Source organism: Bradyrhizobium sp. WSM4873 (genome assembly GCF_055811355.1).
In genome coordinates, this window is record NZ_JBVVPS010000039.1 from 16,197 (window position 1) to 34,836 (window position 18,640).

The 18,640-nt window shown below is 64.9% G+C and carries 19 protein-coding genes; 11 read left to right on the forward strand and 8 right to left on the reverse strand.

What is annotated here, in order from left to right; all coding sequences use genetic code 11:
- The first annotated feature begins 105 nt into the window (after window positions 1-105).
- The 3 genes from serS to surE all read left to right on the forward strand — a co-directional run bounded on the left by serS (window position 106) and on the right by surE (window position 2,767).
- Window positions 106-1,437 (forward strand): serine--tRNA ligase, encoded by a 1,332-nt coding sequence (gene serS, locus AC0L21_RS32855; RefSeq protein WP_473265821.1) that lies wholly within the window; start codon window positions 106-108, stop codon window positions 1,435-1,437.
- 94 nt (window positions 1,438-1,531) lie between these two features.
- Complete coding sequence (locus tag AC0L21_RS32860) at window positions 1,532-1,894, forward strand: hypothetical protein (RefSeq protein WP_473265822.1); 363 nt, start codon at window positions 1,532-1,534, stop codon at window positions 1,892-1,894.
- Between the two features lie 105 nt (window positions 1,895-1,999).
- Window positions 2,000-2,767 (forward strand): 5'/3'-nucleotidase SurE, encoded by a 768-nt coding sequence (gene surE / locus AC0L21_RS32865; protein ID WP_473265823.1) that lies wholly within the window; start codon window positions 2,000-2,002, stop codon window positions 2,765-2,767.
- 24 nt (window positions 2,768-2,791) lie between these two features.
- On the opposite strand, the gene AC0L21_RS32870 is transcribed toward surE, so the two are convergent.
- Window positions 2,792-3,163, reverse strand: a complete 372-nt coding sequence (locus AC0L21_RS32870; protein ID WP_007590670.1) for a response regulator — start codon at window positions 3,161-3,163, stop codon at window positions 2,792-2,794.
- A 226-nt stretch (window positions 3,164-3,389) separates the two neighbouring features.
- On the opposite strand from AC0L21_RS32870, the gene AC0L21_RS32875 reads away from it, so the two are divergent.
- Both AC0L21_RS32875 and AC0L21_RS32880 read left to right on the forward strand, forming a co-directional pair.
- The gene (locus AC0L21_RS32875; RefSeq protein WP_473265824.1) at window positions 3,390-4,040 is read left to right on the forward strand and encodes a protein-L-isoaspartate(D-aspartate) O-methyltransferase; all 651 of its coding nucleotides are present in this window, start codon (window positions 3,390-3,392) and stop codon (window positions 4,038-4,040) included.
- Window positions 4,041-4,149: 109 nt separating this feature from the next.
- The gene (locus AC0L21_RS32880; protein ID WP_473265825.1) at window positions 4,150-5,529 is read left to right on the forward strand and encodes a peptidoglycan DD-metalloendopeptidase family protein; all 1,380 of its coding nucleotides are present in this window, start codon (window positions 4,150-4,152) and stop codon (window positions 5,527-5,529) included.
- 163 nt (window positions 5,530-5,692) lie between these two features.
- On the opposite strand, the gene AC0L21_RS32885 is transcribed toward AC0L21_RS32880, so the two are convergent.
- A complete protein-coding gene (locus AC0L21_RS32885) occupies window positions 5,693-6,727 on the reverse strand; it encodes an ATP-binding protein (protein ID WP_473265826.1) in 1,035 nt (344 codons plus the stop codon).
- Window positions 6,728-6,906: 179 nt separating this feature from the next.
- On the opposite strand from AC0L21_RS32885, the gene yajC reads away from it, so the two are divergent.
- Genes yajC through AC0L21_RS32915 form a run of 6 tightly spaced genes read left to right on the forward strand, consistent with a single transcriptional unit; the run spans window position 6,907 to window position 12,560 of the window.
- A complete protein-coding gene (yajC, locus tag AC0L21_RS32890) occupies window positions 6,907-7,272 on the forward strand; it encodes a preprotein translocase subunit YajC (protein ID WP_007610701.1) in 366 nt (121 codons plus the stop codon).
- Between the two features lie 59 nt (window positions 7,273-7,331).
- Window positions 7,332-8,936 carry a protein translocase subunit SecD gene (secD, locus tag AC0L21_RS32895; protein WP_473265827.1) on the forward strand — a complete coding sequence of 535 codons (1,605 nt, stop codon included), beginning with the start codon at window positions 7,332-7,334 and terminating at the stop codon, window positions 8,934-8,936.
- Window positions 8,937-8,946: 10 nt separating this feature from the next.
- Window positions 8,947-9,966: a protein translocase subunit SecF gene (gene secF, locus AC0L21_RS32900; RefSeq protein ID WP_473265828.1), complete on the forward strand. Its 1,020-nt coding sequence runs from the start codon at window positions 8,947-8,949 to the stop codon at window positions 9,964-9,966.
- A gap of 60 nt (window positions 9,967-10,026) precedes the next feature.
- Complete coding sequence (locus AC0L21_RS32905; RefSeq protein WP_473265829.1) at window positions 10,027-10,410, forward strand: Mth938-like domain-containing protein; 384 nt, start codon at window positions 10,027-10,029, stop codon at window positions 10,408-10,410.
- Complete coding sequence (locus AC0L21_RS32910) at window positions 10,407-11,270, forward strand: phytoene/squalene synthase family protein (RefSeq protein ID WP_473265830.1); 864 nt, start codon at window positions 10,407-10,409, stop codon at window positions 11,268-11,270. The genes AC0L21_RS32905 and AC0L21_RS32910 overlap by 4 nt, the downstream gene beginning before the upstream one ends.
- Window positions 11,271-11,315: 45 nt before the next feature.
- Entirely contained in the window at window positions 11,316-12,560 is a 1,245-nt protein-coding gene (locus AC0L21_RS32915; RefSeq protein ID WP_473265831.1) for a threonine ammonia-lyase, read from the forward strand.
- Window positions 12,561-12,577: 17 nt separating this feature from the next.
- Here AC0L21_RS32915 and AC0L21_RS32920 read toward each other — a convergent pair whose 3' ends face one another.
- The 6 genes from AC0L21_RS32920 to AC0L21_RS32945 form a co-directional block, all read right to left on the reverse strand.
- On the reverse strand, window positions 12,578-13,756 hold the full coding sequence (locus AC0L21_RS32920; RefSeq protein ID WP_473265832.1) for an aminotransferase class V-fold PLP-dependent enzyme: 1,179 nt from the start codon (window positions 13,754-13,756) through the stop codon (window positions 12,578-12,580).
- A 90-nt stretch (window positions 13,757-13,846) separates the two neighbouring features.
- Entirely contained in the window at window positions 13,847-14,404 is a 558-nt protein-coding gene (locus tag AC0L21_RS32925; protein ID WP_473265833.1) for a CAP domain-containing protein, read from the reverse strand.
- A gap of 104 nt (window positions 14,405-14,508) precedes the next feature.
- Entirely contained in the window at window positions 14,509-15,603 is a 1,095-nt protein-coding gene (locus AC0L21_RS32930) for an AMP-binding enzyme (protein WP_473265834.1), read from the reverse strand.
- Window positions 15,604-15,610: 7 nt separating this feature from the next.
- Window positions 15,611-17,038 (reverse strand): methylenetetrahydrofolate--tRNA-(uracil(54)-C(5))-methyltransferase (FADH(2)-oxidizing) TrmFO, encoded by a 1,428-nt coding sequence (gene trmFO, locus AC0L21_RS32935; protein ID WP_473265835.1) that lies wholly within the window; start codon window positions 17,036-17,038, stop codon window positions 15,611-15,613.
- Window positions 17,039-17,163: 125 nt separating this feature from the next.
- Entirely contained in the window at window positions 17,164-17,316 is a 153-nt protein-coding gene (locus tag AC0L21_RS32940) for a DUF1127 domain-containing protein (protein WP_007590701.1), read from the reverse strand.
- Window positions 17,317-17,786: 470 nt separating this feature from the next.
- Entirely contained in the window at window positions 17,787-18,611 is an 825-nt protein-coding gene (locus AC0L21_RS32945) for a lytic murein transglycosylase (protein WP_473265836.1), read from the reverse strand.
- Window positions 18,612-18,640: the final 29 nt, after the last annotated feature.

Here is an 18,640-nt window from a genome sequence, read left to right on the forward strand (position 1 = left end):
ATCATCCGCCTTCGCGGATGATGACAGCCGTGCTAGGAGACGCGCTGATGTGAACTGACAACGTTTGCCGTTGTGTGTTTACGCGCTGCCCCCAGGACCTCGGCCATGCACGACATCAAATCGATCCGCGACAACCCGCAAGCCTTCGACGCCGGCCTGGCACGACGCGGCCTGAAGCCGATGTCGGCGTCGCTGCTTGCGATCGACGAGACCCGGCGTGCGGCGATCCTGGCTTCCGAGCAGGCGCAGGCGCGGCGCAATGCGGCCTCCAAGGAAATTGGCGATGCCAAGAAGGCGAAGGACGAGGCGCGCGCGGCGAAGCTGATGGCGGAGGTCGCCGAGCTCAAGACCACGATGCCGGAGCTCGAGGCGACCGCGAAGGCTGCCGACGAGGAGCTCGCCAGGGAGCTGGCGGCGATCCCCAATCTGCCGCTCGGCGAGGTGCCCGATGGTGTCGACGAGCACGGCAATGTTCAGCGCCATGTCTTCGGCAACAGGCGCAACTACGCGTTCGTGCCAAAACCCCATGACGATCTCGGCGCCGAGCTTGGTGATATGGATTTCGAGACCGCGGCGAAGCTCTCCGGCGCGCGCTTCGTCGTACTGAAGAAGGGACTGGCGCGGCTCGAACGCGCGCTCGGCCAGTTCATGCTGAATCTACACGTCGATGAGCACGGCTATACCGAGATCAATCCGCCGCTGCTCGTGCGCAACGAGATCATGTTCGGCACCGGACAATTGCCGAAATTCGAGGACGACCAGTTCTGGGCGATCAAGGGCGAATTGCTCGCTGAGCCCGACCATGAGCGGCTCCAGACCGAGCGTCTCGGGATCATTCCGACCGCGGAAGTGGCGCTCACCAATCTCGTCCGTGAATCCATCCTCGACGAAAAGCAGCTGCCGATGCGGCTGACTGCGCTGACGCCGTGTTTTCGCGCGGAGGCGGGCGCCGCTGGGCGCGACACGCGAGGCATGATCCGGCAGCACCAGTTCACCAAGGTCGAACTGGTCTCGATCACGACGCCGGAGACGAGCAAGGACGAGCACGAGCGCATGCTCGCCTGTGCCGAGGAAGTGCTGCGGCGGCTCGACCTGCATTACCGCGTGATGACGCTGTGCACCGGGGATATGGGTTTCTCGTCGCAAAAAACCTATGACATCGAGGTCTGGATGCCGGGCCAGGGCGACGGCGGGGCATTCCGCGAGATATCGAGCTGCTCGGTGTGCGGCGATTTCCAGGCCCGCCGGATGGACGCGCGCTCGCGCGGCCCCGATGGCAAGCCGCGGTTCGTGCACACGCTCAACGGCTCCGGCACAGCGCTCGGCCGCGCGTTGATCGCCGTGATGGAGACCTATCAGCAAGAGGACGGCTCGATTGCGGTCCCCAGCGTGCTCCAGCCCTATATGGGCGGGCTGAAGGTGGTCGCGCGCCACTAGGCGTGCTGCCAACCTGAAACGGAGAAACGTTTGGTTGCGAAGATCGGGCGGCCGGTTATCCTGCCGGCCACCCGACAACGCGAACCGATCGTTCATGGCCTTGCACCGCGACATCTTCTGGGTCGGCAGACAATGGGCGGTGACGGGTGCCGGCATCCAGGCTGTCGATCAGCGGCTGCGTGGCGTACTCGACATCGAGATCACGCGGCTCTGGGACGATCATCTCGTCCAGAGCCGGCGGGCCAAGCCCGGTGTGAATGCCGCGGATTTCGACCAGGCACTGACGCTGGCACGCGAACGCTTTCCGCAGGCGCCGCTAGCGGACCCGTTCGTTGCACAGTTGGAGGCGCTCGGCGTCATCGAGGCTCCGATCGTGAGCCCGGTCGTGCCGGCGATGAAATTGCATGCCGAGGGCCGGCTGGCGCGCTTCCTGCCGCAATGGCGCGTTCGCCGGTAGCCGGCCCAAGCCGGCAACCGGGTGCCGGCCCCAGTCGGCCGGTTTGCCTGATGGGCCTCGGCCGGATAAGACGGCTCAGACCCGCTTCAGGAATCGACCTTTCCCATGCGCATTCTTTGCACCAATGACGACGGCATCCATGCCCCCGGCCTCAAGGTCCTGGAGGAGATCGCGCGCGCATTGTCCGATGACGTCTGGGTGGTCGCGCCTGAGCTCGACCAGTCCGGCGTGTCGCATTCGCTGTCGCTGAACGATCCGCTGCGCCTGCGCGAGGTCGGTCCGCGGCACTTTGCGGTGCGCGGCACGCCGACCGACTGCGTCATCATGGGCGCGCGCCACATCCTCGGCGCCAAGCTGCCCGATGTCGTGCTGTCCGGCGTCAACAAGGGCCGCAACGTCGCCGAGGACGTGGTCTATTCCGGCACCATCGCCGGCGCGCTGGAGGGAACCATCCTGGGACTACCGTCTTTCGCCCTGTCGCAGGAGTTCAGCGTCGAGACCCGCGACCGGCCGCTGTGGGACACTGCGCGCAAATTCGGGCCCGACATCCTGCGCAAGGTGATCGCCGCCGGCATCCCGAAGGACACCGTCATCAACGTCAATTTCCCGGCCTGCGCGCCGGAGGATGTGCTGGGCATTCGCGTGACGCGGCAAGGCAAGCGCAACCTCGGCTTCCTCAGGATCGACGAGCGCAAGGACGGCCGTGGCAATCCCTATTTCTGGATCGGCTTTGAGCGCACCGCGATGATGGATACGCCCGCCGACGGCACCGATCTCGCGGCGCTCCGCGAGCGCTACGTCTCCGTCACGCCGCTCAGGCTCGACCGGACCAACGAGTCGTTTTCCGACGCGCTAAGTGCGACGCTGAAGTAAGTCTGACCTGGAACGGGGCCTAGTCTAGCCGCCGCGAAGCGCGGCTTCGATGGTCTTGCCGAGGGCGTCGAGCTGAAATGGTTTTTGAAGCGCCGGCCGATCGCGGTACTGCTCGGGCAGGCCGGAGGAACCGTATCCGGTGGCGAAGATGAACGGGCAGCCCTTCGCCTTGATGACATCGGCGACCGGCGAGATGACCTTGCCGTTGACGTTGACGTCGAGAATGGCGATGTCGAACTCGGTTGCCTGGGCGAGCCGCATGGCTTCGGTGATGTCGCCAGCCTCGGCCGCGATCTTGTAGCCAAGCTCTTCGAGCATATCCGCGACCATCATCCTGATCATCACCTCGTCTTCGACGAGGAATACAGAGCGGCCGGTAAGCCCCGTCGCAGTCATGGTCGAGTCCTTGCCCATCACCAAAAACGTTCGCAGATAACATGAATCGACGCAATGTGCGTTTCGACGAACGGATGCTTGAAAATGGCCATCGCGGCTCGCCCGTTGCAAGCCAATTTGTGGTCAACTACGCCATCCGAAGCCTATCATGGGTTCCCGGAGCTGGAACAAGAATCTCGCGCCCCCCGGGTTGGCGCCCCGGACCCCAAAAGACAGCACGCAGGCAATGACCTCCCATCAGCACCCGCCGGAAAAGATGATGTTTCAGCTCACGCTGAGGCGTCGGGGCATCAGCGACCAGGCGGTCCTGCGGGCCATGGAGGAGGTACCGCGCGATCAGTTCGTCGACGACGCCGATCGCGACGGCGCCTATCGCGACAGCGCGCTGCCGATCGCCTGCGGGCAGACCATCAGCCAGCCCTTCGTGGTCGCCTACATGACCGAGCAGCTCCAGCTTCAGAAGAAGCACCGCGTGCTGGAGATCGGCGCCGGCTCGGGCTACCAGGCGGCGGTGCTGTCGCGGCTCGCCGGCCAGGTGTTGACGGTCGAGCGCTACCGCAAGCTTGCGGATGCCGCACGTATCAGGCTTGAAAAGCTAAACTATCACAACGTCGAGGTGATGCTGGGCGACGGACTCAATCTGCCCCCCAATATCGGCCCGTTCGACCGCATCATCGTCACGGCCGCGATGGAGCAGCTTCCGGAGAACCTGGTCGAGCGGCTGGAGGTGGGCGGCATCCTGATCGCGCCCGTCGGCCCGCATCAGGGCGTGCAGACGCTGATCCGCTTGAGCCGGACCGAAGCCGGGATCGAGCGCAAGGAACTCGTCGAGGTCCGGTTCGTGCCGGCGCTGCCCGGGGTGGCGCGGGAGCTGTAGAATTCCGGATTGGCTGTGCTGCCAACATCTTATTGGGAGGGTTAAGCCGTTATTTACTCGGCGCGTGTTTACTTAAAACACCAGTTCTGTTGCGTACGAGTGAGTAACCATGTCCGTTGCCGCCGAGTTGCTTTACTCGCGCCGTGTGCCGCAGGTCGCGGTGCTGGCGCTGATCTCCTTCAGCTTCGCAGGGTGCAGCGCCGACATGTCGTCGCGCATGTCCCAGTCGAACTTCTCCAATCCCTTCGCGCAGGAATCGACCGGTTCGGTGCAACAGGCGCCGCCGCAGCGTGAGCTGCCGCAATATTCGCGGCCGCAGACGCAGCCCGGTTATTATCAGTCGCAGCCTTTGCCGCCGGCGGTGTCCACGCCGCAATCCTACCCCGTTGCAGCAGGCGGTGTGTCCGGAGGCGGCCGCGGTGTCGGCTCGTACACACCCCCGGCGCAGCCGCATCTCGAGACCACGGCCACCGTGCCGCCGCGCTCGGTTGCAGCCGCCCAGCCGGTCGGTGGAACCAAGATCATCGTCGGCACCAGCGATACGCTCGACCTGCTTGCCAAGCGCTACCGCGTCACGCCGCAGGCGATTCTCGCCGCCAACGGGTACAAGGGGCCGCGCGCGCTCTCGCCCGGCCAGCAACTGATCATTCCGCACCAGGCCACGGCCGCTGCGCCCGCGCCGCTCATGGCCCCCGTTGCCGCTGCGCCGGCGCCTGCTGCGAGGCCGGTTGCGGCCGTTGCCGCGCCGTCAAGCACGCACTTCGTGAACCACGGCGACACGCTCGCCAGCATTGCCCGCAAGAACCATATCTCGGCGGCTGAACTGGCGCGTGCCAACGGCCTCAATCCCTCTGCAAAGCTCAAGCTTGGCGCCAGGCTGGCCGTGCCCGGCGCCAAGACCGCGGCCGTCGCAGCACCGCTTGCCGCGCCTCCGGTCGGAGCCGCTCCCGTCGCGAGCACGCTGCAGCCCGTTGCCGCGGCGCCTGCGCCCGCCACCAAAATGGCGGCCGTCGCGCCGGCGCAAAGCGCGCGCTTGGCCCAGGCCACCGCCAATGTTGAAGAGAAGACCGCGGAAACTCCGGCGAAAGCTGCGGAGACCACCAGCGCGCTGCCGACTTTCCGCTGGCCGGTGCGCGGCAAGGTGGTCACGAGCTACGGCGCCAAGACCAATGGCAAGTCCAACGACGGCATCAATCTCGCGGTGCCTGAGGGAACCCCGGTCAAGGCGGCTGAAGACGGTGTCGTTGCGTATTCCGGCAACGAGCTGAAAGGTTATGGCAATCTCGTCCTGGTTCGGCACTCCAACGGCTACGTCACCGCATATGCCCATGCGAGTGAGCTGATGGTGAAGCGCGGCGATACCATCAAGCGCGGCCAGGTCATTGCCAAGTCGGGTCAATCCGGGGAGGTGGCGTCGCCGCAGCTCCACTTCGAGATCCGTAAGGGATCGAGCCCGGTTGACCCGCTTCAATTCCTGAACGGGGCTTGAGCCTGAAGTCGGGCGCGCCATCGCCACAAACGCGGTGTCGTCGCACGGCTTGACCGGGCGACCCAGCACGCCGCGGCGTCTCGATCGATCAAAACCGTCGCTGGAATACTGGATTCCCCGCCTGCGCGGGGAATGACAGGTGCGAGTGCGGCTACAGATTCCGCTACGTCGCCGTCAGCTTCACGCCGAGCCGTCCCGCAAGCTCCTGCACGAACTGCCAGGCGACGCGGCCCGAGCGCGAGCCGCGCGTCGTCGACCATTCAAGGGCCTCGCGCTCCAGCGCGTCATCGTCGACCTTGACGCCGAAATGGCTGCAATAGCCCCGCACCATGGCGAGATATTCGTCCTGGCTGCAGCGGTGGAAGCCGAGCCAGAGACCGAAGCGATCCGACAGCGAGACCTTCTCCTCGACGGCTTCGCCGGGATTGATCGCGGTCGAGCGCTCGTTCTCGATCATCTCGCGCGCCAGCAGATGGCGGCGGTTGGAGGTGGCGTAGAGGATGACGTTCTCCGGCCGCCCTTCGATGCCGCCTTCGAGCACCGCCTTGAGCGATTTGTAGGACGCATCATTGCCGTCGAAGGAGAGGTCGTCGCAGAACACGATGAAGCGGAAGGACGAGGCGCGAAGCTGCTCCATGAGGGCGGGCAGGCTCTCGATGTCCTCGCGATGGATCTCGATCAGCTTCAGTCTGTCGGCCGGTTTGCGCTCCGCGTTGATGCTGGCATGCGCCGCCTTCACCAGCGACGACTTGCCCATGCCGCGCGCGCCCCAGAGCAATGCGTTGTTGGCGGGCAATCCGTTGGCGAAGCGCTCGGTGTTCTCCATCAGGATGTCGCGCATCCGGTCGACGCCCTTGAGCAGGAACAATTCGACGCGGCTGACGCGCGGCACCGCCGCAAGGCGGCCGTCCGGGTGCCAGACGAAAGCATCCGCCTGCTTGAACGACTCGCGTTCGACGGCGGGCTTGCCTTGAGCGGAGAGGTGCGCCGCAATCGTCTCGAGCGCGCGAACGATGCGCTCCTGGGAGACGCTTTGGTTGGCCTTGGACGTGGCCTTGGCCGTGGAGCTCACCTTGGAAGTCGTCTTGGAAGCCGCTTTGGGGGCCGCCTTGGGACGTTTTGCCGCGACGCGGGCTGGCTTCGCGGCAGGGGTCCGGGGGCCTTTGCCGGCCGGGCTTTTGCTTGGTTTTTGGGGCATGTCCGAAGTTCCTGAGAATGCAGCCTTATCGGGCCTGAGCGCGCGCCGCAAGGTGGCTAAAAGGGCGGTGTGGCAGCGTTGCAATTGGAGCAATGGCCGCTATAGTCCGCGCGAATTTGACCGAGCCGGTCGCCATTGGGCCTGACCGGTTCTCCCCCGTTCTCACGAGGATCGTCCGAATGTTGATTACCCCTGCGTATGCCCAGGCTGCGGGCGCCGGCGACACTAGCGGCATGTTGATGTCGCTGCTGCCGTTCGCCCTGATCTTCGTGATCATGTACTTCCTGATTCTGCGTCCGCAGCAGAAGAAGGTCCGTGACCACGCCGACCTCGTGAAGAACATCCGCCGCGGCGACACCGTCGTGACCTCGGGCGGTCTCGTCGGCAAGGTCACCAAGGTCGTCGACGACGATCAGATCGAGTTCGAGATCGCCGATGGCGTGCGCGTGCGGCAGATGCGCTCGATGGTCTCCGGCGTGCGCGCCAAGGGTGAGCCGGCCAAGGAATCCAAGGAAAGCGCTAAGGAAGACGCCGCGTCGAAGTGAGTGCTTCCGCGAGTCTCTCAAGTTTTCCTGCAAATCTCCTGATCTGACAGGTCCAGTCGATGTTGTATTTCACGCGGTGGAAGGCGCTCGGGATTATCCTGACGGCGCTGATCGTGTGCCTCTGCGCGGTCCCGAACTTCTTTCCCGAAGCGCAGGTCAAGACCTGGCCCGCCTGGGCGCAGCGTCGGCTCGTGCTCGGCCTCGATCTCCAAGGCGGCTCCTATCTGCTGCTCGAGGTCGACGGCAACTATGTGAAGAAGGAAAGGCTCGACCAGGTCCGCGACGACGTTCGCCGGACGCTGCGCGATGCCAAGATCGGCTTCACCGGCGGCGTCATCGTGCGCAACGACGCGGCCGAGGTTCGGATCACCAAGGAATCCGACCTGCAGCCTGCGCTCGCCAAGCTGCGCGAGCTGTCCCAGCCGCTGGGTGGACTGGTCGGATCCAGCGGTCAGCGCGACCTGGAGGTGACTGACGCCGGCGGCGGCGTGATCCGCCTCACCATCCCGCAGGCCGCGATGCTCGACCGCATGCGCAAGACCATCGAGCAGTCGATCCAGATCGTCGAACGCCGCGTCAACGAGCTCGGCACCGTCGAGCCCGTCATCCAGCGCCAGGGCAACGATCGCATCCTGGTGCAGGTCCCCGGCCTCCAGGACCCGACCCGTCTGAAGGAATTGCTGGGCAAGACCGCGAAGATGGAATTCCGCATGGTCGATACGTCGGTGCCGCCCGATCAGGCGCAGCAGGGACGTTTGCCGCCGGAATCCGAGCTTCTGATGAGCGCGTCGCCACCGCCCACGCCCTATGTGGTCAAGAAGCAGGTGCTGGTTGCCGGCGGCGATCTGACCGATGCCCAGGCGAGCTTCGACCAGCGCACGAGCGAACCCGTCGTCAGCTTCAAGTTCAATACGTCAGGCGCGCGCAAATTCTCGCAGGCCACGCAGGAGAACGTCGGGTTGCCTTTCGCAATCGTGCTCGACAACAAGGTCATCTCGGCTCCCGTGATCCGCGAGCCCATCACCGGCGGACAGGGCCAGATCTCGGGCAATTTCACCGTGCAGTCGGCCAACGATCTCGCGATCCTGCTGCGCGCCGGCGCGCTGCCGGCACCGCTCACGGTGGTCGAGGAGCGCACCGTCGGTCCGGGCCTCGGCCAGGACTCGATCGAGAAGGGCGAGCTCGCCGCCTATGTCGGCTCGATCCTGGTCATCATCTTCATGCTCTTGACCTACCGGCTGTTCGGCGTGTTCGCCAATATTGCGGTGGCCATCAACGTCGCCATGATCTTCGGCCTCCTGTCGCTGCTCAACGCCACGCTGACGCTGCCCGGTATCGCCGGCATCGTGCTCACCGTCGGCATCGCGGTCGATTCCAACGTGCTGATCTACGAGCGCATCCGCGAGGAATTGCGCGGCGGCCGCAACGCGATCTCGGCGATTGACGCCGGCTTCAAGCGGGCGCTTGCGACCATCCTCGATTCCAACATCACCACTTTCATTGCCGCCGCGGTGCTGTTCTACATCGGCACCGGTCCGGTGCGCGGCTTCGCCGTGACGCTCGGAATCGGCATCATCACCACGGTGTTCACCGCCTTCACCCTGACCCGGCTGATCGTGGCCTGGTGGGTGCGGTGGAAGCGGCCGCAGAGCGTGCCGATCTAGGAGCCTGATCGTGAATCACACCGTTCTCATCGGGCTCGGCGTCCTCATTGCCATTCTCACCGTGGTTGCGGCATTCGGCTGGCTGCCGTCGCTGCGCATCGTTCCCGACGATACCCATTTCGATTTCACGCGGTTTCGCCGGGTCAGCTTCCCGATCTCGGCGGCGCTGTCGATCGTCGCGATCACGCTGTTCTTCACCCATGGACTGAATTTCGGCATCGACTTCCGCGGCGGCACGCTGCTGGAGGTGCAGGCCAAGTCCGGCACAGCCGATATCGCGGCGATGCGTACGAGGTTGGATGGCCTGCGTCTCGGCGAAGTCCAGTTGCAGCAATTCGGCGGCCCCGCGGACGTCCTGATCCGCGTCGCGGAGCAGCCGGGCGGCGACGCCGCCCAGCAGGAGGCAGTGCAGAAGGTCCGCACCGCGCTTGGCGATTCGGTCGACTATCGCCGCGTCGAGGTCGTGGGACCGCGCGTATCGGGCGAATTGCTCGCCTACGGCATGCTCGGCCTGATGCTGGCGATCGTCTCGATCCTGGTCTACCTCTGGTTCCGCTTCGAGTGGCAGTTCGCGCTCGGCGCCATGATCGCCAACGTGCACGACATCGTGCTGACGATCGGCTTCATGTCGATCAGCCAGGTCGATTTCGACCTGACCAGTATCGCGGCGCTTCTGACCATTTTGGGCTATTCGCTCAACGACACCGTCGTCATCTACGACCGTATCCGTGAGATGCTGCGGCGCTACAAGAAGATGCCGATGCCGCAGCTCCTCAATGAATCGATCAACTCGACGCTGTCGCGCTCGATCATCACCCACTTCACGGTGACGCTGGCGCTGCTGGCTCTGCTGCTGTTCGGTGGCCATGCCATCCACAGCTTCACCGCGGTGATGATGTTTGGCGTGGTGCTGGTCGGCACCTATACCTCGATCTTCATTGCGGCCCCGATCCTGATCTATCTCGGCGTCGGCGAGCATCGCGAAGATGCGGCCGATAAGGCTACGCCCGCGAAGAAAAGCAGGGCATGATCCGAACCGCGTGCCCTCGCAGGAGTTTGCGAGGGCAGTAAGCTCATTCGGACGAAGCTCATGGCCGGCGATCCCAACGCACCGCATTTCCCCCGCTCGGCGCCGATCGAAGCCTATGGCAAGGGCGGCTTTGCCTTTGCCGGCATGTCGCATCGGGGATCGCTGCTTTGCCTGCCCGACGCGATCTGGGCTTGGGATATAACGGACCCCGCGAAGATCGACCGCTATTCGCTGGATCGAGTCTTCAAGTCCGCCAACAGCATCGACACGCTCCTGATCGGCACCGGAACCGGAGTCTGGCTGCCGTCGGCGGAACTGCGCCAGGCACTTAAAGCGGCGAGGGTGGTTCTGGATACGATGCAGACCGGTCCCGCCGTGCGTACCTACAACATCATGATCGGCGAACGGCGGCGCGTCGCGGCCGCGCTGATCGCCGTGCCATGAGTGGCTCCGCGCCGCCGCCGGATTCTGCTGCGTTCTGTGCGGACCTCGTGCGCAGCCACGACTTTCCGCGCTATGCCGCGACCCTGTTCGCGCCTGCCGCCGAGCGCCGCGCGCTGCTGGCGCTCTATGCCTTCAATGTCGAGATCGTCCGCGTCCGCGACCAGGTGAGCCAGCCCTTGCCCGGTGAAATCCGCCTGCAATGGTGGACGGACATGCTGTCGGGCCAGGTCCATGGCAGCGCCGAGGGCAATCCGGTCGCGGCGGAGCTGCTCCGCGCGATCCGTGATTTCGACCTGCCGATCGAACCGCTGTCGCTGCTCGTCGACGAGCATCAATTCGATCTCTACAACGATCCAATGCCGACCATGGCGGCGCTGGAGGGCTACCTCGCGGCGACCTCATCGGCGCTGTTCGATCTCGCCGCCCGGATCATGGGACCACCGTCGGAAGCGGCCGAGCATCTCGCCCGCCACGCCGGGCTGGCGCAGGGCATCGTACAGGTCATCGCGAACTTGCCCCGTGATGCGGCGCACCGGCAATTGTTCCTGCCGCAGCAGGTCCTGGCGAGCCACAATTGCAACATGGAGGACGTATTCGCCGGCAAGGAGACGGCGAATTTGCGCGCCGTCCTGGACCAACTCGTGGACGAGGCCGGGCAGCATTTGACCACGGCCTTGTCGCTGTTGCCGGAGGTGTCGGTGTCGGCACGGCCGGCGTTTCTGCCGCTGAGCCAGGTAAGGGCCGACCTCAAGCGCCTGTCGCAGCCCGGGCGCAATCCGTTTACGCCGCAACCGTCATCGCGGCTGCGTACGCTGTGGACGCTTTGGCGGGCTTCACGTTCGCGGGAATTTACCAAATAGCGGTTGGCTTATAGCCTCAAACTGTCAAATGCCCTATGCTGTCCTATGGCTGAGTTGTCGCAAAGCATCTCCTGTGATCTCAGCGGCCTTCCGGTCGCACCGGCCGACATCCATGCCGCCGCCGAGACGATCCGCGGCGCCGTCGTCGAGACACCCTGTAGCTACAGCCGCACGCTGAGCAATATCTGCGGCTGCGACATCTGGCTGAAATTCGAGAACCTCCAGTTCACGTCCTCGTTCAAGGAGCGCGGCGCGCTCAACCGCCTCAAGGCGCTGATGCCGGAGGAGCGCGCCCGGGGCGTCGTCGCGATGTCGGCGGGTAACCACGCGCAGGGCGTCGCCTATCACGCCAAGCGGCTCGGCATTCCCGCCACCATCGTCATGCCGGTCGGCACGCCCATGGTGAAGGTCGAGAACACCAGGCATCACGGTGCCGAGGTGGTCGTGACGGGCGCCACGCTGGAGGAGGCGGCCGCGTATGCGCGCAACCACGGCGAAGCCCGTGGCATGATCTTCGTCCATCCCTATGACGATCCGCTTGTCATCGCGGGGCAGGGCACTGTCGGGCTGGAAATACTCAAGGCCGTGCCGGAGCTCGATACGCTGGTCGTCCCGATCGGCGGCGGTGGCCTGATCAGCGGGATCGCCATTGCCGCGAAATCGATCAAGCCGTCGCTGCGGATCCTCGGCGTCGAGGCCTGGCTCTACCCCTCGATGTACAACGCCATCCACGACGGCAATCTGCCGGCGCGCGGCGACACGCTCGCCGAAGGCATCGCGGTGAAATCGCCCGGCAAGCTCACCACCGAAATCGTCCGCCGCCTCGTCGACGACATTGCGCTCGTCAACGAAGCCGAGCTCGAGCGCGCGGTGGCGACCCTGATCTCGATCGAGAAGACGGTCGTCGAAGGCGCCGGCGCCGCCGGTCTCGCCGCGCTGATGTCCGACCCGTCCCGTTTCGCCGGCCAGAAGGTCGGGCTGGTGCTGAGCGGCGGCAATATCGACACACGGCTGATCGCATCGGTCCTGACCCGCGAGTTGGCGCGCGAGGGGCGGCTCACCCAGCTGTCGCTCGACATCCCCGACAGGCCCGGCCAACTGGCTGCGGTTGCGGCACTGCTGGCCGAGGCCGGCGCCAACATCATCGAGGTCTCGCACCAGCGCACCTTCTCGGATCTTCCGGCCAAGGCGACGCTGCTGCAGCTGGTGATCGAGACCCGCGACAGCGCCCATCTCGACGAGGTCATGGCGAAGCTTGGCGCATCCGGATTGAGTGCGCGCTGTACCTGAGCGGTGCATGATCGCCGCTATCGCGGCGTCAAACCCGCCAAATGGGCGATCAGCCGATCGATCTCGGCTTCCGTATTGTAGTAATGCGGGGAGGCGCGCACCACCGGCGGCAGCGAGCGAATTTCGGCATCGATGCGCGTGCTCGACGGATCTGAGGCACCGATCGTGATGCCGGCTGCGGCCGCGTCGCTGACGACGGCTTCCGCCTCGTAGCCTTCCACCGTGAAGCTGACGATGGCTCCCGGAGCGCGTCCGAGGTCGCGAATTCTGATGCCGCGAATGGACGCAAGGCCGCCCCGGAGGCGGTCCGCCAGCATGCGGCAACGCTGCTCGATGGGGCCGATCCCGATATCGAGGGCATAATCGACAGCCGCGCCGAGCCCAAGCCGGGCTGCGTAGTTGTTCTCCCAGGTCTCGAAACGGCGCGCATCGTCACGCAGCCGATAAGCGTCTCGCGAGACCCAGGGTGCGGCGAAGTGGTCGATCATCGGCGGTTCGAGCGCCTGCAGCGTCGGGCGGCGGACGTAGAGAAAGCCGGTGCCGCGCGGGCCGCGGAGGAATTTGCGACCGGTCGCCGACAGCATGTCACAGCCGATGGCCTCGACGTCGACCACCATCTGTCCGACCGCCTGGCAGGCGTCGAGGAGATAAGGAATGCCTCGCGCTCGCGCGATCTTCCCGACGGCCGCAGCCGGATTGACCAGCCCGCCATTGGTCGGAACCCAGGTGATCGCAATCAGCTTTACGCGCTCGTCGATCATGCGTTCGAGCGCGTCGACCTCGAGCTCGCCGCTGGCATCGCTCGGCACGATGTCGATCGCGACGCCTGTTCGCTTCGCGACCTGAAGAAAGGCGACATAGTTGGCCGCGTACTCTGCTTCGGCAGTCAGGATCCGGTCGCCATCGCGAAACGGAAGCGCGTAGAACGCCATCTGCCAGGCAACCGTCGCGTTCTCCATCAGGGCGATCTCATCGGGCGCGGCATTCAGCAGGCGCGCCACGGCGCCGTAGACTGAATCAAGCCGGCGGGCCTCGTGGTCGGCGGCCGCATAGCCTCCGATCTCGCTCTCCAGATCGATATGCTGCTTCATGGCTTCGACGACAGGAACGGGCATGAGAGCCGCACCCGCGTTGTGCAGGTACGCAAGCCGGGAGGTGGCTGGCGTGTCGGCACGTATTCGCCCGATGTTGATCAAGTGCGCCGCCTTTGCTCTCGCGATCGTCCCGAATAGATTAGACCGCCGAGGAATGCGGACAAGAGGCCAGCTGCAACATCTGATCTCGTCTCAGATGCAGAGGCCGAGCAGCTTGATGTGGCAACCGCTGGATTTCGGCTTGCTCGCGGGCGCGGCCTCGCGCTTCACGGCAACCAGAGGTTCCCCGTCTTTCCTGCCTTTGCCTTTGCCCTTCGGCTCGTAGTCGCCGGCGATCACCATTGCCCAATAGGTGCGTTTGCCGCTGGCGTTTTTCGCGCTCGCGATCCCGACGCGGGAAGCGTTGTGCAGCAGCAGGTTCTTGCGGTGTCCCGACGAGTCGATCCACTGTCCCAGGGTCTTCTCGAAATTGTCGTAGCCGTAGGCGATGTTCTCGGCGGCGCGGCCTGCGCCTGCCGGTGCGACGCGGCGGTTGAACGGGCCGAGTGCGTCGTGACTGAGGTCGTCCTTTGTCGCCATCGCGCGCGCCTGGTCCATGGCGATGCGGTCGAGGGTTGAATCGCGGACGACGCGGACTTCACCATGCTTGAGGCGGAAGCTCGAGATCAGCTCGGCCGGGGACTCGGCCATCGCGGACGTGGTGGCGAGCAGCAGAAGGCCGGCGATCAGGCCGCCAACCACACGGTGCATCATCGTCCCCCGAGTGCCCATGACCCCGCCAAGTCCCTCCGCCAAGCTCGAATACCGGATCGCTTCTCTATCGCCAATGTGGACGCTTCAAGGCGTGATCCACGCTAGCCCGCCGGCAGATCGGCCTCGAAATTGAAGCGGTCGCGCAGGTTCTTGCGCTGCTCCAGGATGTCCTTGAGGAAAGCGCGGTCCTGGTCGTTCTTCATCATCGGCTCGATCAGGTCGAGCTGGTTCATGGCGACCAGTTGCAGGATCTCTGTGCGCGGCTTGCCGTCGGCGTTGCGTGGCAGTGCGTGCACGACCTGGATGTGTTCCGGCGGCTTCGGCCCCTTAGCGGCGCCAAGCTCGTTCCGCAATTGGCCTTCGAGCGCGGCCTGATCGGCTTCGACGAAGGCATAGAGCCCGACACCGGAGCGGCGGTCGGCAAAGGCGACGATGGCGGTGTCGCGCACGGCGGGGTTCTTGCGGATCAGTTCCGCCAGCACCGGCGCGTCGTTGACGAGCCGGCGGCCGCCGCCTTCACGGTCGGTGAAGTTGAACAAGCCGCGGGTGATTGCCCGATAGACCTTCTTGCCGGTCGCGAGCCACAGGTTGGCGGCGAAGGACTTCTTCGCCAGGATCTTGCGCTCACGCGGCGTCAGCGCTTCAGGCGCGTAGGAGCGCTTGTGCTTGAGCAGATGCCGCAAGTCTTCATAGGCGAGGGTGCGATAGAGCCGGCCGCGTCGGTTGAAGCAAGCCGCGAGCTGGAAGTCGGTCACGTAGGCGAGCCCGTCGCGGCCGACCAGCCAGTTCTGTTCCTTGGCAAGGTCGTTGTGGCAGATGCCGGCGCGGCGCAGCCGGCGCAGCGCGGCCTTGGCCGAGCGAAAATAGGCGAGGTCCCCATGCGGCTTCGCCAGATGCAGCGCGACGCCGTCGACAAAGCCACGCACCAGTGCGCGGCGTCCGGCCCACAGCAGCTCGGGGCCGACATCGAGGCCTTTGGCGAGCACCAGCGCATGCTTTTCGCGGGCGAACAGATGGCGGGCCAAAAGGAATGACCACCACGGCACCTCGTCGAGGCGGCGCAGCACCGCGTCGACCTCGCCGTCGTCGTCGCGGAAGCGGCCGCGCTCGACGGTCGAGAACACGTCGCGCTTGAGCAGCACGCCCTCGATCCAGCGCGCCGAGAGTGTTGCGGCGTCGTCTTTGGGAAGGTTCATCGAAAACTCACGCCGCGGCGGCAATGCGCAGGTGATCGGCGATCCAGCGATCGAGATCGGCGAGCGCCAGGGCGCTCATCGCCTGCTTCTTGGCCACCGTCTTCTCGTTGCCGCGCAGCCGGCTTCCGTCGGGCTTTTTCGTCGGTGCGCTGGCGAGCGGCGGGAACAGGCCGAAATTGATGTTCATCGGCTGGAACGAGCGCGTGCCGGGCTCGATGGTCTCGATATGGCCGCCGGTGATGTGGCCGAGCAGGGATCCGAGCGCGGTCGTGCCCGGCGGACTCGCAAGCGTCTCGCCGCGCACGTCCGCTGCCGCATAGAGGCCGGCAATCAGGCCGACGCTGGCGGATTCCACATAGCCCTCACAGCCCGTCATCTGGCCGGCAAAGCGCAGTCGTGGTTGTGCGCGCAGGCGCAACTGGCCGTCGAGCAGCTTTGGCGAGTTGAGGAAGGTGTTGCGATGCAGGCCGCCGAGGCGGGCAAATTCGGCCTTCTCCAGCCCCGGAATGGTGCGGAAAATGCGTTGCTGCTCGCCGTATTTCAGCTTCGTCTGGAAGCCGACGATGTTGTAGAGCGTGCCGAGCTTGTTGTCCTGGCGCAGCTGCACGATCGCGTAGGCCTTTGTGGTGGGATCGTGCGGATTGGTGAGGCCGACCGGCTTCATCGGCCCGTGGCGGAGAGTCTCGGGGCCGCGTTCCGCCATGACCTCGATCGGCAGGCAGCCGTCGAAATAGGGCGTGTTGGTCTCCCATTCCTTGAACTCGGTCTTCTCGCCGGCAACCAGCGCTGCGACGAAGCCGTCATACTGCTCCTTCGTCATCGGGCAGTTGATGTAGTCGGCACCGGTGCCGCCGGGACCGACCTTGTCGTAGCGCGACTGGAACCAGGCCACCGACATGTCGATGGTTTCGCGGTGCACGATCGGTGCGATCGCGTCGAAGAAGGCGAGGGCGTTCTCGTCGGTCAGCTCGCGGATCGCGTCGGCCAGCGGCGCCGAAGTGAGGGGGCCGGTCGCAACGATGACGTTACTCCACTCGGCCGGCGGCAGGCCTGCGACCTCGCCGCGGGCGATCTCGATCAGGGGATGATCGTTCAGCGCCTTGGTGACGGCCGCTGAGAAGCCGTCGCGGTCTACCGCAAGCGCGCCGCCGGCGGGCACCTGGTTGGCGTCGGCTGCGCGCATGATCAGCGAATCGAGGCGCCGCATCTCGGCATGCAGCAGGCCGACGGCGTTGTTGGCGGCATCGTCCGAGCGGAACGAATTGGAGCAGACGAGCTCGGCAAGCCCATCGGTGCGGTGTGCCTCGGTCATGCGGGTCGGCCGCATTTCGTGGAGCACCACGGGCACGCCGGATTTGGCCACCTGCCAGGCGGCTTCGGAGCCGGCAAGGCCTGCGCCGATCACGTGCACAGTATTTGATTGGGGTCCTGTCATGGGCGGACAGGTAGCGCTTTTCGGCGGTCAGTGGAATCGCCGAGATCGAGTTTTCTGCCTCCGGATGCGACAACGCCCGCACGAGGCGGGCGCTATCGGTTCGTCCGGTTAAGGGCTGAACGATATCAGCCCTGATACTGACCGGCGGCAACGCGCGGGATGTCCGAGCGATCGAGGCCGATATCGGCCAGCTCGCGATCGCTGAGCTGGGACAGCTCGGCAACATTGCGCTGATAGTCCCGGAAAGCCTGGATCATGCGGATGAGCGAGAGCAGCATTGGTAGTCTCCTGTAGTTCGATTCAGCTCTTGCCCGAGCCTCATCGTTGAAATGAATATAGATGAGAGTGGTGCAGTGCGAAAGTTCCGATGTTGCGATGCAGCTAAGCGTTGGATGCATGGCATCGGTAACGGACGATTAACCCAGGAGCACTCCCGCCCAAAGGGTGGGCGGAATGGGAAAAAAGGTGCTGGAAATGCCCGTCAATTCACGGATTTATCGCAGATCAGCCGGTTCCATTCGCATGCGAATAGGCTGCTTTTCGGTCGTCAGCAAGCTGGTTGACTAGCCTCTATACCCAAGTCTTGCATGCGCGAATCGCATGATAGCGGAGTAATAGAACTGAATCATAATTCAATTACCGGCAGTCGCGTACCCTTTGCCAGCTGTAGGCAGCGGTGCGATTGGACCCGCGGATCGACATGACGAGGACGCTGGTGCAGTGGCACACACGCCGAACTATGGGGCTGCTAGGGGGCGCGCGCGAGCTGGGTGGCGAAATAAGCGATGGTCTTGGAGTAGACCTCGCTCTTGTTCCACTGCTGCAGCACCGCGAAGTTCGGGCTGCCCGGCTGCCAATCCTTGCCCTTCTGCCAGCCATAACCGGCAAGATAGTTCGCCGTGGAAGCGAGCACGTCGGGGGCGTTGTGCAGGAGATCGCGCTTGCCATTGCCGTCGAAATCGACGGCGTATTTCATCCATGACGACGGCATGAACTGGGTCTGTCCGAGCTCGCCGGCCCAGGCGCCCTTCATGTCGGCCGGTGCGAGGTCGCCGCGCTGGACGATGCGGAGCGCATCCAACAGCTCGGCGCGAAACTGCTCGGAGCGCCGGCAGTCATAGGCCAGCGTCGCCAGCGAGCGGATGGTCGCGAACTTGCCGGTATTGACGCCGAAATCGGTCTCGAGACCCCAGATCGCGACCAGCACCTCGCCGGGCACGCCGTAGGTCTGCTCGATGCGCGACAGCACCGAGCCGTATTGCTTCATCATGTTGGAGCCGCGCGTCAGGCGCGGCGGCACCATGCGGCCGGAAAACTCCTCGAAGGTCTGGCTGAAGACCTTCTGCGAGCGGTCGCGGTTGAGCACGTTCTGATCGAGCGTCACACCGGCGAGCCCGGCGGAAATGGCCTGTTGCGAGACGCCTTTGGCCGCGGCGTCGGTTTTGAAGTCTGCAAGCCACGCGTCGAAATTGCCCGAGCCGCAGGCAACCGCGGCGAGCGCGGGCTGAGCGGATAGGATGGATGCGGTGATGGCTAAGGCGGCGAGGGCGAGACGAGAAATCGTCGGGGTCATTCGAGCAAATAAATTCCGTGAAGTGATCT